This window comes from Pseudobdellovibrionaceae bacterium (assembly GCA_020635075.1).
GTDB lineage: Bacteria > Bdellovibrionota > Bdellovibrionia > Bdellovibrionales > UBA1609 > JADZEO01.
Map to the genome: position 1 here is coordinate 214,021 of JACKAM010000003.1, position 16,416 is coordinate 230,436.

19 protein-coding genes are annotated in these 16,416 nt (G+C 43.8%); 18 read left to right on the top strand and 1 reads right to left on the bottom strand.

Translation table 11 applies throughout. The features are described 5' to 3' along the window. Nucleotides 1-386: 386 nt before the first annotated feature. Nucleotides 387-2,123 (bottom strand): hypothetical protein, encoded by a 1,737-nt coding sequence (locus H6624_15485; GenBank protein MCB9085749.1) that lies wholly within the window; start codon nucleotides 2,121-2,123, stop codon nucleotides 387-389. A gap of 372 nt (nucleotides 2,124-2,495) precedes the next feature. Between H6624_15485 and H6624_15490 the strand changes: the two genes are divergently transcribed. The 18 genes from H6624_15490 (at nucleotide 2,496) to H6624_15575 (ending at nucleotide 16,407) form a co-directional block, all read left to right on the top strand. Then, entirely contained in the window at nucleotides 2,496-2,942 is a 447-nt protein-coding gene (locus H6624_15490; GenBank protein ID MCB9085750.1) for a hypothetical protein, read from the top strand. Between the two features lie 33 nt (nucleotides 2,943-2,975). Beyond that, nucleotides 2,976-3,233: a helix-turn-helix transcriptional regulator gene (locus H6624_15495; GenBank protein MCB9085751.1), complete on the top strand. Its 258-nt coding sequence runs from the start codon at nucleotides 2,976-2,978 to the stop codon at nucleotides 3,231-3,233. A 384-nt stretch (nucleotides 3,234-3,617) separates the two neighbouring features. After that, nucleotides 3,618-4,880: a sigma-54-dependent Fis family transcriptional regulator gene (locus tag H6624_15500; protein ID MCB9085752.1), complete on the top strand. Its 1,263-nt coding sequence runs from the start codon at nucleotides 3,618-3,620 to the stop codon at nucleotides 4,878-4,880. Nucleotides 4,881-4,924: 44 nt separating this feature from the next. Next, nucleotides 4,925-5,398 carry a hypothetical protein gene (locus tag H6624_15505; protein ID MCB9085753.1) on the top strand — a complete coding sequence of 158 codons (474 nt, stop codon included), beginning with the start codon at nucleotides 4,925-4,927 and terminating at the stop codon, nucleotides 5,396-5,398. Further along, the gene (gene tnpB, locus H6624_15510) at nucleotides 5,388-5,825 is read left to right on the top strand and encodes an IS66 family insertion sequence element accessory protein TnpB (protein ID MCB9085754.1); all 438 of its coding nucleotides are present in this window, start codon (nucleotides 5,388-5,390) and stop codon (nucleotides 5,823-5,825) included. Before H6624_15505 ends, tnpB begins: the two co-directional genes overlap by 11 nt. Next, on the top strand, nucleotides 5,797-7,359 hold the full coding sequence (locus H6624_15515) for an IS66 family transposase (GenBank protein ID MCB9085755.1): 1,563 nt from the start codon (nucleotides 5,797-5,799) through the stop codon (nucleotides 7,357-7,359). The genes tnpB and H6624_15515 overlap by 29 nt, the downstream gene beginning before the upstream one ends. A gap of 104 nt (nucleotides 7,360-7,463) precedes the next feature. After that, the gene (locus H6624_15520) at nucleotides 7,464-7,616 is read left to right on the top strand and encodes a hypothetical protein (protein MCB9085756.1); all 153 of its coding nucleotides are present in this window, start codon (nucleotides 7,464-7,466) and stop codon (nucleotides 7,614-7,616) included. Beyond that, nucleotides 7,609-7,881, top strand: coding sequence for a hypothetical protein (locus H6624_15525; GenBank protein ID MCB9085757.1), 273 nt, complete (start codon nucleotides 7,609-7,611; stop codon nucleotides 7,879-7,881). Before H6624_15520 ends, H6624_15525 begins: the two co-directional genes overlap by 8 nt. After that, nucleotides 7,869-9,413, top strand: coding sequence for a hypothetical protein (locus H6624_15530; protein MCB9085758.1), 1,545 nt, complete (start codon nucleotides 7,869-7,871; stop codon nucleotides 9,411-9,413). Before H6624_15525 ends, H6624_15530 begins: the two co-directional genes overlap by 13 nt. Next, nucleotides 9,392-10,348: a YcaO-like family protein gene (locus tag H6624_15535; protein ID MCB9085759.1), complete on the top strand. Its 957-nt coding sequence runs from the start codon at nucleotides 9,392-9,394 to the stop codon at nucleotides 10,346-10,348. The genes H6624_15530 and H6624_15535 overlap by 22 nt, the downstream gene beginning before the upstream one ends. Nucleotides 10,349-10,351: 3 nt before the next feature. Beyond that, the gene (locus tag H6624_15540; GenBank protein MCB9085760.1) at nucleotides 10,352-11,980 is read left to right on the top strand and encodes a hypothetical protein; all 1,629 of its coding nucleotides are present in this window, start codon (nucleotides 10,352-10,354) and stop codon (nucleotides 11,978-11,980) included. A gap of 226 nt (nucleotides 11,981-12,206) precedes the next feature. Then, nucleotides 12,207-12,440: a hypothetical protein gene (locus tag H6624_15545; GenBank protein ID MCB9085761.1), complete on the top strand. Its 234-nt coding sequence runs from the start codon at nucleotides 12,207-12,209 to the stop codon at nucleotides 12,438-12,440. Nucleotide 12,441: 1 nt separating this feature from the next. After that, nucleotides 12,442-12,585 (top strand): hypothetical protein, encoded by a 144-nt coding sequence (locus H6624_15550; protein MCB9085762.1) that lies wholly within the window; start codon nucleotides 12,442-12,444, stop codon nucleotides 12,583-12,585. 35 nt (nucleotides 12,586-12,620) lie between these two features. Continuing rightward, on the top strand, nucleotides 12,621-12,935 hold the full coding sequence (locus tag H6624_15555) for a hypothetical protein (protein ID MCB9085763.1): 315 nt from the start codon (nucleotides 12,621-12,623) through the stop codon (nucleotides 12,933-12,935). Nucleotides 12,936-12,999: 64 nt separating this feature from the next. Then, nucleotides 13,000-13,341, top strand: a complete 342-nt coding sequence (locus H6624_15560) for a hypothetical protein (GenBank protein MCB9085764.1) — start codon at nucleotides 13,000-13,002, stop codon at nucleotides 13,339-13,341. Nucleotides 13,342-13,348: 7 nt separating this feature from the next. Next, nucleotides 13,349-13,678, top strand: coding sequence for a hypothetical protein (locus H6624_15565; protein MCB9085765.1), 330 nt, complete (start codon nucleotides 13,349-13,351; stop codon nucleotides 13,676-13,678). Nucleotide 13,679: 1 nt separating this feature from the next. Further along, the gene (locus H6624_15570) at nucleotides 13,680-13,988 is read left to right on the top strand and encodes a hypothetical protein (GenBank protein ID MCB9085766.1); all 309 of its coding nucleotides are present in this window, start codon (nucleotides 13,680-13,682) and stop codon (nucleotides 13,986-13,988) included. Next, the gene (locus H6624_15575) at nucleotides 13,975-16,407 is read left to right on the top strand and encodes a TraC family protein (GenBank protein MCB9085767.1); all 2,433 of its coding nucleotides are present in this window, start codon (nucleotides 13,975-13,977) and stop codon (nucleotides 16,405-16,407) included. The genes H6624_15570 and H6624_15575 overlap by 14 nt, the downstream gene beginning before the upstream one ends. Nucleotides 16,408-16,416: the final 9 nt, after the last annotated feature.

Sequence of the window (16,416 nt, forward strand, 5' to 3'; positions counted from 1 at the left end):
TAGAGAAAATGGAAATTGTAGGGAGTTAAAGGAAGAATATAGAAGAATATTCATTAAACTGACCGTAAAGTGGCTTTTGTCTATACGGAAGTCAAGCTCCTCATGCGGAAATCTGAGGAAACTCACGGAAATGTTTTACGGAAATTACCGCAAATTTCTAGAGACAAAGGGGCCGTGCGGAAATATGCGGAAGTGAAATTTCCGCATATTTCCTCAATAGGCTACTTTGCGTCACAAAATACAATAGTTGCGCGCTTCGCGCGCAAGGAATTGGTTTTGCCCTTGAAGGGCAAAACTCCAAGAGCCAATGGTCCAATAATTCAAGGGCTAGCTGCCAGCCACTTTCTACGATACTTTGGAGTTACTCAATCATATTGCTTGGCGCATCAAGGGTGAAACACGCAACGAAACCCGATGCTGCCGTACGAGCCCGACGGGCCGCCGGTCAGGGCCGACGAGAACACGCCCGAGTACGCGTTAAAGTACCAGTAGCCCCCACGGAAAACCGCACCGGCGTTGTGGTCATAAAGGTAACCCAAGCCACAATAATTGTTTGCGTTGGGGTTTGTACAAATGGCCGGAGTTAAATCAAGAGGGCCAAACAATGCTTGAGTGGCAGAATAGCTATCACTGATGCCATCGTTAGGAGTCGTATCTGTCCAGTCTGTCCAGTAATCCCAAGTAAATGACCCCGTATAAACGGTGGTGGTATTATTATCTTTAACCCACTCCCATACGTTTCCTGCCAGATCCCAGATCACTTCACCATTTGATAAATTGTGAGTACGTTTTTCTTGAAACTTGGATTCAGAACCGCTGTCCGCACAATCGGTTTGCACATACTCATTGCTAGCATCGCAACTTTGCGAAGGAGAGTTATCTGCATGGCCGTGATTTAAAACTGTGTCTCCAAAAGAGTCCGCAGCCCAGTTATTGGTCGGGCCAGATTGTTGAGCTGCAATGTCTCGGGCTATTGTTTGCCACTCGTCGTTGGAGATAATATCGTATTTGTTACTCACGCCCTCTTGAGTGTTGAGGTACTGACAAGCCTCTAGAGCACCTTGCCCTGTCGAAGCTCCATTTTCCCCCCTCTTAATGTAAGTCCAAGGGCGACCATTGATAACACTCACCGCTTTGAATTTGTGCTCATTAGTGCCATACTCGGTGTCATAATTGTGAGTTGCATTGTTGTCGGCATTCCCATCGGCTTCAATAGTCGCATTACTGAAGTCACCATCGCCATCGGTGTCAAATAGGAGTTTAGCTTCGTACTTCATCACACAAAAATCTGAAGTTGTATAAGTCCCATCGGCGGTTACTGGGATATAGCCTGTCGGGCAAGAAATACTGTTAGAAACCGTCACGGTCGCTGATGCACTGGAAACCAGGTTTTGATTGCTCGCTTCGTCGCTGGAGGTGCTGGCGGCCACTGTGATGCCCACAGTGCCATTGCCCGTGCAATTGGTGATTGTCACCGTTGGCGTCGCCGTTGTGCCATTATTCACTATAGGCGCATCACAGCTTGGGCCTGTGGCATTTACTGTAATACTTCCAGAAGTTAAATTAATTGTGTCAGCCCCCGAGTAAGTTACTGGAAAACTAAATGTGGCTGTAGAGTCTCCACTAGCCGGTGACGGTGAGCCGACACTCACCGTGGGTGCCGTGTTATCCACTGTCACCACACCGCTAACCGCCCCGTCATCTGTATTGCCACTGTCATCTTCGCTGGAGCCTGGGTTAAGTAGAATCTTTGCCGTTCCATCCCCTGTACAACCAGACAAGGTTAGGGTTGGATTCATACTGGTGCCGTTGTTAATCGCCAAAGGAGAGCAAGTTACACCACCTGTATAACTCATTACTAAATAGCTATTTTGAAGATCCACGGAATTGGCATTTTCATAGCTCAACTGAAATTCAAAGTTTGTAGAAGAATTGCCCAGAGCCACAGAAGGAGTAATACTTTGAAAAGTCACCTTTGGAGCTGAAACACTCGGTGAGTCACCATTGCCCAATGTTCCGCGAATTTGATTATTGATTTTACAAGACGATAGGAAAAGTGAAAGCAGACAAATGCCTAGGATAACTCCTAAGCGATTCGGAAAAAGCCATGATAATGTCGACATAAGTCCAGTGGACCCATGTTTGTTTTGGCCTCTTAAGCTCCCCTTCAATTCCCCCTCCTCTCTTTCACGTTCCTTGATCGGGAAAACATCGTTATTATTAAAATTCTACTAAAGATTGTGCGCTGCATGTTGTCCTATTGTGAGAATTAGCCTCTAAACCAGTTTATTTGGATTTGGCGGCAAAAATTTTTTTGACCGTCTCATTGCAAACCACTATTCGACTCAAAACTCTCCAACCTTGAGCGCAGATTTCTATATTTTTCACTTAAATATGGAAGTTTTTAGAAGTATTATGGAGTTTAAGGGAGCTTGAATGGGGCTAATTTTTGCTCACTGGCTGGCCCTTTATTTTAATAATTATAGGAGGGCTTGATGAGTTCGGCAAAGCAAACAAAGGAAAAATTAAAAGGGCTTCCCTTTAAATCAGCAAAAGAGATGAACACCGCCCAGCAAGAAATTGCTCTGGATAACTGGAAAAGACTCACACGCTACACCGACTTTAATAGCCAAATCAATAAGCAAGAATTCAAGGAAGTCAAAGAGGAATTCGAGACTGGTTTTATGTGTGGCTACTCTCCAAACGGAAAAGTCAGTCCCGATGACTCAGGCGATGTTCAACTTCTGCGTGTCTTTAAAGCCAGCCGGGGGGTGCAAATAAAAATAGACGAAAAAAAGGCCACCGACCCGCAAATTGTTTCAAAACTGGCCTCAGACATGGCTCTCGCCTTTGGTACACTCTACTATGAAGTCAGTGGTTTAAAAGTAAACGATCCGAATGAGTCCAATAGTCCAAAACGTATGTCAGTTGTTGCCAAGTAAATCTTGAGTATCTCGTAACCCGAGGTAAAAGCTGTGACCGTAAAGAAAAAACACATTGGTGAATTTTTTAAATCCAAACGCATCCAAAAGGGATTGACACAATCCCAGGTTGCTGAACTTCTTGGATATAGCTCCCCTCAAATAGTATCCAATTGGGAGCGACTGCTTTGTGACCCTCCTATCGAAAAACTTTCAAGCCTTGCTAAGATACTTGGTATTCCTAAAAAAGAATTAATAAAGATGATGACCGGAAGCTATCAAGAGGATTTAAAGCAGATTTTGAGCAAGTGACGAAAGCCCGGCATCTTGATTAAAACGACATTAACTAAGGTTTCTACCCCTTTAAACCTTATAAGTTCTACAATCTGGTTGATATTGCTGGTGTCATTTTGCTCGATCACTTGAAGCTGACGAAAATCCGACAAATGCAGATTTTCTTAAGATCACCTAAAGTTTTTCATAGCTTAGGAGCTTTTAGAAAAAATTCTGTCGGGAACTCGGCAGTATAGACCGCAAAATCAATCTCCAATACTGGATTAAATATAACCTATTTACCCTACAAAAAAGCCTAAGTACCCGGCATTTCTTGATTTCAACTTTTGGCACATGACCTGCAAAAGTAACGAGGGGCTACCCAAGAAACTGAACTTGAAAAAAATACAAAGGAGTTGGGGTTTGAAAGTCACAAAAGTTCTTGTCATTGACGATGATTCCGTTGCCTTTGCACCATTTAGAGCAGCAATTAAGACCATACCAAATACGGAGCTTATCACCGCCCAAACCTGTGAAGAGGGGTGGAAGTTTTTCTCTAACGACCCGTTTGGTTTCTCGATTGCCTTTGTCGACTACCAGTACAAACATTCAGAGGAAGGGGAAGTGGCCGAAGGCCACCTCACAGCCAAAAACATCCGGCTTAAAAACCCTTGCTTACCCGTTTATGTCGTATCTGGCAACTACTCCACAGGCGCACTGAATGACTGGCAAAAAGAAAAACTTAAGTTTCTTTATAAACCTGTGACCGCCGAACAAGTAAAAGCCCTTATCCTGCATGCTATTGAGTCGACAGCGCCCGAAACAAGTGAAGGGACTGAGGCTGAAAATATGAACCTTTGGTTAACCGACACAAAACTGCGCAAGATTCAAATGGATTTTGGTATCGCGGGGGTTTCTGATAACATCAAAACAGCAATCAAAAAAGCTTTAATTTGTGCAAGCGTTGAAGAGTCTGTATTCATTGACGGGGAAACGGGCACAGGGAAAGAATTGATTGCAAAGGCCATCCATACTAGCTCAAAAAGATCGCGCGGGCCATTCGTTGCGATTAACTGTGCCGCCATTCCCGAAGCCCTTTTTGAAAGTGAAATCTTTGGTCACATAAGAGGAGCTTTTACGGGAGCCACTTCCGATCAGTTGGGCGCAGCAAGAACCGCCCACGGCGGCACCCTTTTTCTCGATGAAATTCACCATCTTCCCAAAAGCCAGCAAGCCAAACTTTTAAGATTCACTCAAGATAAAACCGTAAAGCCCGTTGGCCACTCACGAGAATTTAAAGTGGACACAAGAATAATTTGTGCCGGTAGAACTACCAACGATTGCCTATTACCAGACCTATTTAATCGAGTCGCAGCACTTGAAATTGATTTAGCTCCGCTTAGGGAGAGACAAGAAGACATTATCCCAATAACAAAGTTTATTAAACGGGGAATTGAGAAATCCTTGGGGTTCAAAAAAGAGTTCCACAAATCATGCCTTGAATTACTGCGTAAATATTCATGGAGAGGAAATGCTCGCGAACTACACCGAGTTCTCAAAAATATGTATCTAACTGTAGACTCTGAAATTGTACTCCCTAAGCATCTGCCGGTCTCAGTTCAAAAAACTGACGTATTCCCTTACATTGACGATGAATCCATGAATTGGAACGTAACCGCTGCGTAACTCGCATTCTTGCGTGATTCGGAATCTGTGCCACACTCCTCGGCATGGACAATCAAAAAAGAGTTTTAGAAGAAGAGATCCGATCAATTCTCAGGCAGTACCAGGCAGAGGTCGGACACCGCAGGAAGCCGTGGCCCAATGCCCTTAAGACCCGGATTCTTGAACTTTCAAGACTGGGAGTCAGGCAAAGGCGCCTTGTGGAGATTACCGGAATCTCCTATCAGACAATTCTTAATTGGCGCAAGGATGCCGGTCTTTTTGTAGAGAAAAAGGCTCAGCCTGAGAAATTTCACCGCCTGCCTGTTCGGGTTGAGAAGCCTAGGGCCAAAAAAGGTGGTCCTCTAACCGTCATACCTCCAACCGTTAGAGGTATGACGGTTAGAGGTAAAACCGTTGGAGATACAAGTGTTGGAAATCTGATCGTCATGACGACACCAGAGGGTTTTCGTCTGGAGTTTTCCAGTCTGGACCAGGCCGTTGAATTTATGCAAAAGATGAGGGGCATCAATGCTTTATGACCGCAAAGGACTGCGTGTATTTGTTTATCGAGAAGAAATCGACATGAGATATGGCTTTGAAAGACTCCATAGCCTATGCGTACAGGAGTTAAAGGCCCGAATGGATCAGGGTCATCTTTATGTATTTTTTGGCCGTAACCGCAGGAGGCTGAAAATCCTATGGTTTGATGGCACAGGTCTATTGCTGGCCACCAAGCGCATGGAGAAGGGCTCATTTATGAGCCTCTCAGAGCTTCTGGGCCGCAGTGAGATCAGCCACAAGGAGTTGGAGTTGATCCTCCACGGTAGCGTGATCAGAAGCCCGATGGTTGAGCGCAGTGGTGTGGGGATCGGAAAAAGTTTAATGACGCAAAGGGAGTCAGTTGCTTTGCCACAGGGGTTTACACAGACTTCCTCTTATGGATCTGCGAACCCGCCAACTCCTTGAGAAACAAGAACCAGAAATACTTCTGGCCCTGATCGACAACCTTCGTTCAGAGAACGAGAGTCTGCGAGCAGCCGTTCAAGAACAAGAACGGGTTCGAGCAAAGCAGTCCCAGTGCTCCCTCAATATCGAAGAGCAGGTAAAATACTTGAGGAGAAAGCTCTTTGGCCGGTCTAAAGAGATCCGTCTTGATGCCAGCGACAGGCTCAGGGACAAGAGTCAGAATGATGTGTTGCTATTTTCTCAGTCGGCATTCCCTTGCCCGGAGTTGAGTCGACAGAGCACGAATCCCTTAAAGTCCCTACTAGATGAGAAGGTCATTTACCACAAGGCGACGGACGAGGAACTCTTAGAGGAAGCCAGAGTCCGCGGGGTGGAGTCTCCCAGTGCGGACCAGTGGGAGGAGCTTGAGGGAGTCCACGATAAGGTCATTAAAATCGGCATTATCGAAACCCGCTATGAGATCCAGAAACATCTGAAGTGCAAATACAAGCTAAAGCGGGAATTTAATCCTCACTCTGACAAGGAAGTTATTGTCACAGCCCGAGGGCCAGAGGGCTTGCTCCCCGGGATGAACTACACAACGGAGTTCGTGGCCAGTGTTGTGGCCGATAAGTATATCAGTCATTTGCCACTAGAGAGACAAACGCGGCGAATGGCCTCCCTAGGTCTTAAGGGGATTAAAACGAGCACACTCAGTCGTCATTGTGCCCTGGCGGCGGCAAGCCTTGAGCCCATGCAAGGCCAGATATTAGTGGAACTCAAGAACGGTGACACCGCTCTTCACCTTGATGAAACCCCCTGGAAGATCCAGAACAAGGATCAAAAGGATGGCTTTATGTGGGTGGTCTCAAGTCGTCTGGCAAGCTACTATGAGTTCAACGAGAGCCGAAGCGGCCGAGTGATCAGGGAAACCCTGGCAGATTACGAGGGACCAGTTCTGACAGATGGCTTCAGTGGCTATAGTGCCCTAGATGATCCTGATCTTAAAATCACTCAGGGCTACTGTTGGGTTCACGCCAGGCGAAACTTCATCGACTTGGAAAAGCATGATGAATCAGTTAAGCCAATCCTGGATGACATCGACGAGCTTTTTGCAGTCGAGAGAAAGGCAAGGGACTTTACCGAGCTGATAGAGTTGAGGCAGTCTTTAAGTCGCCCGATCACGGAAAGACTCAAACAGAGGCTTCTTGACGAATACCCACATAGTCGGCCAGGGAGTCAAAAGAGAAAGGGCATTGAATATCTGCTGAAAAGATGGGATGGCTTCACCCTGTTTTTAGCGGAGCCTCGCCTGCCCCTGTCCAACAACGAAGCAGAGAGAACAATCCGCCACGCAGTGATGGGTCGCAAGAACTACTATGGCGCAGCCACCCACTCGGGGGCCAGGACAGCAGCTACGCTGTTTACGATTATCGAGACCTGCAAGAAAAATGAGCTCGATCCACGCACCTTTTTGCTGATGGCGCTGAAGATGATCGCCAAGGGCGAGACTCCACCGACGCCACTGGAGTATGCCCGCCAGACCCGTCAATAACGCGAGTTACGCAGCGGTTACATTGGAACGAGCTTCTGGCTATTCATGAGCGAGAAAAGCTGGGGCTTGTATCGAAGGCACTTGATAGAACGAACGGCAATCAAGTGGCCGCAGCTAAGCTTATTGGTATTAAAAGAACAACTATGATTGATCTACTGGAAAGAAGTGGCATTAACAAGTTACCTAAAACAGAAAAACGCTCGCTATTTCGCAAAATTGCATTAGCGGGATTAAAAGGAGGGATGGTCTATGAATAAAATAACACTAATTTTTCTTTCGCTACTGGCTTCGACAGCCGTTTCGGCAAGAACGCCAGAGCCCGATGTAGAAGTAGAAGCCGAAATAAGTCCTGAAGTCGTACAGGCGCTTGAAACTTTAGCCCACCACGGTCTCATTAGCTGTAACGAAAAAAATCAATGTTTCATTAACTCTAACAATGAGATTGATGAGTTTTTAGACCTTCTTCGAAAAGAAGGCGTCCTAAGAGAAATGAGAACGGCAAGTGATACATGGTGTATTTAAGATATGTTATTCTTTTACTTGCCGCTCTCTTATTGGCTGCTGGTATGGTGAACCACTTAGGAAAAAGTATGAACGACCAAAATAAAAATTTGCGTATGGGCTTTCCTCTCGTCGAAGAAGTTTATAACCTCGATCCTCTTAAAATTCACTTAGCACCCCAGTACGCTTTATTGGAAAATCTGTATAGTCGTTTGGTACTCAACTCGCCAGAAAAAGGAGAGCCAGAGGCCGCCATAGCGAAAAGATACTTTTGGAAGGAGAATCAACTTCACTTTGAAATTAGAGATGATCTGTCCACAGTAGATGGCCATAAGATCACAGCACAAGACGCAGCATTTTCATTAAAAAGATACCTTATACTTAAGGGCGGCACTCACAGTGACTTCGCCTCTCTGGTGTGTGGTGACAAAAATTTACGATCTACCGAAGATCATTGTAACGGCATTGAAGCCATAGGGAATACTCTTATTTTAAAGCCCGCTACGAAGGATGCTTACTTCTTGGTTCCAATGTTAACAGAAATGGACTTTGCGATAATTCCCCAGGTATCCGTTGACCCCAAAACTCTTAAAATAATCGACTACCGAAACACCAGCGGACCATTTTATGTTGATAAAGATAAAAGTGGCCAACCCGTACTAAAGCCAAACAAGAATCATTTTCTTTACCATCAGAACATGCCGCAGGAAGTTTCATTGGTAAAGACAAACTCTGGTGGGGAAACCGCAATTAAACTGTTCCAGCAAAACAAAATCGACTACATTTCTGCGGCAGATTCAACCAGGCCCGATGAAATCATTAGTTTCGCGTCCACTGCTAAAGCCAATCTCCACCAAACAGTAAACATTAGAACATTTGTCCTTGTATTTACAAAAAAGGGAACTAAACACATCAATAAAGGTCAACGCATTGCCATTGGAAAAACGCTTAAAAGCATTATGGTAAAACATTTTTCCAATCGTCCAGGGTACGAAATTTCAGAGCAGTTCTTTCCCTCTTTTGGAGACGGTAGTTTATCAAAGTCAGATGTAGTCGGACTAAAAAAACTATTTGAATCAACTACAAAATCAAAAAGTGGAAAAGGTCTCACCCTATCCTTTGTACGCTTTGGTGAATACAGTACAATTGAACAAAAGATCAAAGAAGAGCTTCCCGGCATTCAAATTAGAGAAGAAAAAAATGCTCCGGCCTTTTTGGATTATCCCTCCGAGAACGACATGCCAGATATGTTCATTTGTGGCCCTGACACAGCTTTTAAAGAGGACATTGGTCTGCTGACCTATTCGTTGGAGGCTGGCCTTCTTCGGTCCAAAGAAGGAGATGCTTCTAAATGGCTACATGATTATATGAAGATTTCCGGAAAGGGTGAACGCCTGGAAAAGCTGAAGTCGCTGCACAAAGAAACACTAATGCAAGGCTTTATGGTTCCTTTGCTGTCTGCTCCATACGTTTCACTTGCGCGGCCACCATGGAAAATTAATTTTACCCAGCTTTATGCGAGTAATCATCTATGGCTTTTGAATCTCCAATAACTTCTTGGGCCATCAGTAATAAGGACGCACTCGAGTTGGTAATCACTCGTTTTAAAGCAACTGAGGAGTGGCTTCCAGGCTATTTTGATTTTCGTGTACAAATGAAAGTAAATGGAAAACTCTTTTTTGGAAGCGGATTTGCCGAAGATCCAAGGCTTGCTGTGGAAAAGGCTATTTCTGAAGCCATTGAACGGGCCGTTTGCAATTCTTATGGAATCAGAAGTAATGGCGTTGCCTGCCATACGGACTCACACAAGGCCCGATCTAATGCTATAGATGAGTTGATTGAACGCGATACTTTTTTGCGTCACTATCTGCTAAAAGTTCCAGGTGAGCGGCTTCCTTTACAGCCTCAACATTGTGAATTGTCTCAAAAATTGGCCAAACACTCTTTAGCTTTAAAGCTCTACAAGTTAACCTGTGCCGACGACAAGATTATAGTTCTCTATTTATGTCATGGTAAAGGGCCAAAAGAGCCTTTTATCTTTGGCCTTGGCTGTAGTAAAGATGAAAATAGCTCAACTACCAAGGCTCTTGGGGAATGCTTAAAAAACACTCTTTCGTTTATTGAAGGCACTCTGCCCACCGCAATCTCAATTTCTGAATTTAATAATAGTAGGCTCAACGTCCCACTAGACAGAATACGCTTGTTCACACACCAAGATGCCATTAGTGCTAGCGAGTTTTGGCTTAAAGAAAGTGATGAATTGAATTTCACCCAATCCAATTGGCCTAGTTCGCAAGAGTGTTTGACAAGTGAGCTTCAAATTAAAACCCCCTGTCTTCGATCAGCTCCCGTTAGAATCTTTCGCGCAACTCATTCAATGGCAATAACACCGGAAAGACTCGAAGAAGACTCAAATCTAAATCAAATTTTGATAGCAAAGAAGTTGAATGTCGACCAACTTAACCTTTTTCCACATCCAGTTGGGTAATTTATGAATTATATCGAGTTAGAAGAAGACATCCAAGCGGGCTTGAAAAAATTTGATCGGAGAATCTTATGTGCTTCCATTATAACTATATTGGCCACTGTATTAGGATTTTTTTATTACGACTATTCAAAACAGTTATCCTCTGCCGACCTAATTGGAAATATGATTGAAGGCCGTGCGAGAAACAATCAAAAAGAAGCACTACTCATGCTTGCAGCGGCGAACGCACAAAATTCGTTTGAGGCCGTCGCCCTCTACGACCAACACGGCAAAAGATATTTTCATCTGCCTGCTGATTTAAACCCAGAGTTTTTCCGGCAGGATGGATTATGGAACAGTCTACTATATATAACTATCGAGAGGCCCTTTTATTTCTCTGAAGAAAACCCCTCCGAGGTTGCAGGTAAGATTGTCTTTGTTTATAGCACTCTACCAACATGGATAGGTATTGCTTTCCTGTTATTCATTTCTTATTTTCTCTTTTATAGGCCAGGGAAGGTGCGGCTAAAAGCTTTCATTCTAGAAAAGCTTAAAGCTGTTTCCGAAAAGGTCAAAGTTAAGGACATCGCCGGTCAAGTTCGACATGACTGGAAGTCAGTCAAGCAAGGAATACTCGCCGTAGCTGAAACCTCTGAAGGACTTGCGATTGATGAACGGGAAACTTTACTTTTAGGAATTAATCGTATGGATGGACTTCTTAGTGATCTGCCAGACGATGAAAATGTCCTCGATCAAAATACTTCATCGACTCAAAAGGCACCCGTCTACATTCATCCCGGAACCGACCTCGATCAAGTCGTCCGTGAAAAACGAATTAGCTCAAGGCTCTCTCACTGTAAGCAAATTGACCTTACAATTCAAAGCGAAGCCTTTGGAGCTTATTTGCGCTTTTCAAGTATCGATTTTAAACGAATCGTAGGCAATCTGCTAAAAAACTCACTGGAAGCCATTGATGAGAGAGCTTGCCAAGACCAGAAAGATTTCCTCGGAAAAATTCACGTCTTTTTAAGTCTTGGAACTGATTGTATCGTTTTAAAAGTTCAGGATAACGGAATAGGTATCACCAAAGAACAGCTCTCCCTAATTGGAAAAAATAGATTTTCTACAAAGACGAATGGAGAGGGACGTGGGATATCATCTGCTAGGAAAAAAGTCGAACGTACCGGGGGCACACTTACAATAGTATCCACCCCTTGTCTGGAAACAACTATTACAATAGAACTACCACGACCAGACAACTTGCCATGGACTACGCAATTTCTCGACTTAGCTGACGCCAAGGAAATTGTCATTTTGGACGATGACCCTAGTGATCTAGACAAAACTTATAATGCCGTCTTTTCAGGAATTAAAAACCGCGTTGTGCGAATTAGGAAATTTACTACAATAGACGAGTTTAAAAAATGGCTTAGAGGAACAGAACTTTCTACACCAGTCGTTCTACTCATTGACTATGACTTGGGTGATCCACTAGAAAACGGCATTTCCATTTCTCAACAATGTAAGTTAATGCAAAGAATTTACTTGGTAAGTAATCGTTATGACGATCCACTTGTCCAAGAGCAAGTGGCTAAAAGCGGGCTTCAAATCATCCCCAAGCCAGTGATCTCAAATTTTCCATTATCCATATAGTCTAAAATGTCGCACGCCCGGCATATAAACAAAACCTGTTAATTCAATAAGTTCCACAGTTTGTGCCGATAGCCCGTCAAATCAAGTGATTTGCCGAGTTTTCGTCAGCCCATATAGCCAAATTAAATCAACAACTTATAAAAATTCGCCCGTTGGCACTTTCATCGCAATTCATAAAGGGGGAAGGGAATGAACCTTTTCCACTCACTAATGGAGGAAAATTTTTATGAATGCAGACAAAGTACCCTATTTTGAATGGTGTCCTCGGTGTCAAGAGGGCAGTTTTGAACGATTAAAAACTTACGGCCACTGTGTGAATTGTCTTTACGTTGAAGACTATGAGTTAGAAGCACAAAAAGCACAAGTTACAAGTATTGAAAATGTAAGAAAACTTTCCAAGCGAGAAATGCCTAGCAAATCTGGAACGGGAAATGTCATCAAATTTCCAAAGGGGGCATAAAATGAAAAGAATAAAAGCTATTTACAAGCGGTGTGCAGAAAGAATCAATCACCTACTCTTTAAAACACAAATTAATGAGGCTCTGTTGGAAGAAGCAAAGGACAGGGCCATGTGGGCCTCTCTTGGGTACCACAGGTGGATGTAGGCAAAGGAGTTGAGACTGAATACTGGGAGTGGAAAATGCTAGAGAAAGAGTGCGATAAGCAAAGTTACAAAAGATTCCAGGAATTGGAACATGCAACAGGCCAGGGACTTTCACAAAGGGAATTTGCCTTGATTAGAGATCGCTTGGCGAATCTGCCCCACATCGAAAGAATGGTCATTTATCTTCTTTATTGGGAAGAAAAAACGGTCTTGGAAATTGCCCACACTCTCGGTTTACAAAAAAAGAAGATTGAGAAGATCATCAACAAAGTCTTAACTCTACTTAGTAAAGAATTAGCCTATTTTGAAAATAAATATCATTTTACCAAGGAGCTGACAGCCGCAGCATAAAAGAAAGGTATTTGATTGGTGGATAGCGGTAAATGCATTTCGATTAAAATTCTGGAGAACAATTTTGAAGCAAAATAAAAAAATGGAAAAAGAAAATCTATTATGGATGGACCCCCAAACGGGTGAGAAATATCATGCTGGTGTTGCTTTCTTTGAAAACCGCTTTGGTGAGTATCGCATGATACTTGATGCTCCCCGGACGGTTTTATACCTTAAGCCCAAAAGCTCAGAAAATGACCGCATCGATTACGCTATTTGCGCACCCATTGAGAAAAATGGAAGATATGTGGGGCGGGTACAAGTCGGCAGCGGCTACTGCGACGAGGGGACCAACGGACAAATTTTTATGAAAATTGGGCGCTACCTTCCCCAACGCCTGGTTTTGATTCCTGAAGAGGCTGCATAAATAATAAATGAACAAAACGACCTTATGGTCGGTGACACTTTTAGTGTGCTCATTTGTGGTATTTTTAATTTTACCTGACTCCGCATTGGCCCAAGTGGGGGGTATCGGAGCCGGGGATCTTGCTAACAGGGTCAGTGGCCTGACGAACAAGATTATTACCGTGATCTTACCTGCGGTAAGCATCCTGGGTCTTGTCTATGCGGCAATCATGGCCGCAGCGGGCGACCAGTCGGCCAAGCCCAGAATGATCCTGATTATAATTGCCTCTGTTGTAGGTTTTCTGGCTCCTCTTGTAATCCACTGGTTCCAGGGTGCAACAGGAAGTGGCGGGTTCTAGGTTGGAATTAAATAGGTCTTCAGTTCATCGGGGACTTGATGTGCGCATGAAGGTCGGGAGCTTTGAAGCTCTCGACTTGATTGTCACATTAATATTAGCGGCTTTACTGAATCTTTTTGGCCTTCCCGGGTTAGTGGTAATTGCACTTCCGGCAGCTTTACTTCTCGTCCTCTACCTTGGGAAGCGCAATAAGCCGGAAGGTTTTTTAGCACATTTGATTCGGTATTTATTAACACCCGGCCACTACTCTGTAGGAGCCACGCCATTTGAGTTAGAACTCATGAAAGGCAAAATCTATGAAAAATGCTAAAGCCCTGGTTAGTCGGCTTCCATTCTGGCATTTCGACTCCGATGTAGATGATTTAATGGTCTATGCTGACGGTTCTTTAGGGGCCGGATTTATACTGGATAGCCTTGATATTAGTTGCAAAACCGATGAAGAAATAAATAATCTTACTCGTCAACTTGAAAATTTGATTGTCTCAGCCGAGGAAGGGCTAAGATTTCAGTTTTTTTATCAACTCAGCTCGAATATCAAGCACCTCTTGGACCGGCACTCAGAAATTTCAGAACACGCACCAGGCATCTACAAACCTGTGGCCCAGGCAAGGCTTAACTACTTGCGGGAAAACGAAAAGAAGAAATCCTATTTTGTTCCTGAAATCTACCTTTTTGTAAGAAGTAAGCCCATTGCCTACAAAAAGAGAAAGTTTTGGGAGGCACCAAAAAGATTTGAACCCACCACTCGAGATGACTATGAGGCTCATAAAAAAAGATTTGTCCGAGCGGTTAAGCAGGTGAAATCTTCTTTGGTCAGTGTGGGGTTGGCCCCCAATCGGCTCACTCGCAACGACTGGTTTGCTCTCGCATTTGGACACTTAAACCTCGCACGCTCTGAAAAGTTGGGAACTCCAAAACTTAGAGAACAAAACGAATATTTTTCTGCACCCCTATCTGAACAACTTTGCTTGACGGACATTGCAATACATTCGGATTATCTTAAAATTGGGGAGTATTTTTTTCGGACTGTGACCTTAAAAACCTTACCCGAGGGGTGCACCTACAGTGCAATGGCAGAGCAAATGTCGGCACTTTCCTTTCACTGCTGGATAAGTCAGAGCATAAAGATTTTAGACCAAACTTCCGAGCAAAAATCTCTGGAAGTGAAAAGGCGGATTGCTCACGCAATGGCCGCAGGCTCAGAAAATGTAAGTGACTTGGAAGCAGAAAGTAAACTTGGTCATGTGGAAGGCTTACTTCGAGACCTTCTAGATGGTAGCGAACGACTAGTGTCAATGGATTTCACCGTTGTACTCTGGTCAAAATCTATTGATGGACTGAATGAACGTAGTGATGAATTGCTGAAAGCTTTTCGCAACATGAATCAGGCCGAAGGCATTGTTGAAACACTCCCTGGTTTTGATATTTTTATGGAAGCACTGCCGGGAGTGTGTAACGGAGTCAGGTACAAGAAAATGAAAAGCAGTAATGCCGCTCACCTTCTTTCTCTTTACGGCAGTTGGACAGGCAATCAGCGGCCTGTGTGTCTTATTCCAAATCGGGAAAATGCTTTGTTTTCCTTTGACCCCTTTGCAAAAGAGCTTCCAAATTGGAATGGCTTGATTTTTGGTCAAAGTGGAGGGGGCAAATCTTTTACCGTGTCTCAACTCATGCTCATGTTTTACGGTCAGAATCCACCACCAAGAATTTTTTGGATTGATAATGGAGCGAGTTCTGAGCGTTTGTTGGAAGTTCTGGACGGGGAATTTGTTGACCTAAATCTAAATAGCGGCATTTGCATTAACGTCTTTGATCTTCCAAAGGGGGAGAAAAAACCAGACGCAGCAAGACTTAAGTTAATACTTGCAGTTCTAGAAGCGATATTAAAGGAGCCCGAACAAAAAGGCCTGGGTAAAAGAACCAGAGCCATGTTGGAAGAGGCTGTTCTAGAATGTTATCGTATTATTACTAACCGACTCCCTTACCTTTCAGATTTAAAGAAACTGCTGGATAAACACCCAGACATTGAAATGCAAAAGTTTGGGCAGATTCTTGGAAGCTGGGTGGAAGACGCGGCCTATGGTCAACTATTAGATGGTCCAACCAATATTGACCTCACCAAGGACTTAGTAACTATTGAAGTGCAGGGGCTCACAAACCATCCCGAGTTAAAAGACATTTTTTTATTGCTATTAACGTCTTATATTCAGGACATGGCCGCGGCTGATATTTCTAGACCCTATATGCTGGTGGTTGACGAAAGTGAACGGTTATTTAAAGCAGAACTCGCCAAACAGTTTGTAATTACCTGCTATCGAACATGGCGAAAGTACAATGCTGGTATTTGGTGTATTTCACAAAACTACAGGGACTTTTTGGCGGACCCAGAAGTGCGGGACGCTTTGATGCCCAACTCAACAAGCATTGCAATACTGCGCCAAAGAAAAATTGACTGGACGCATTTTCAAGAAACCTTTGATTTTAACGAGGCTCAAGTAGCCGCGATAAAAAGCCTTGAAGTCGTTAAAGGAGAATACAGCGAAATGTTTTTCATGCAGGATGAAAACCAAACTGTTTTGCGCTTGGTTCCGGAGCCCTTAAGCTATTGGATATGTACTAGTGATGCCTCTGACAAAGCCCGCATAAAGGAGTTAGAAGAAAAAAACCCAGGCTTAAAGAAAATTGAAATTTTAAAGCAACTCGCCTTTAACAATGAGGAGGTCGCATAGAAAAGGTAC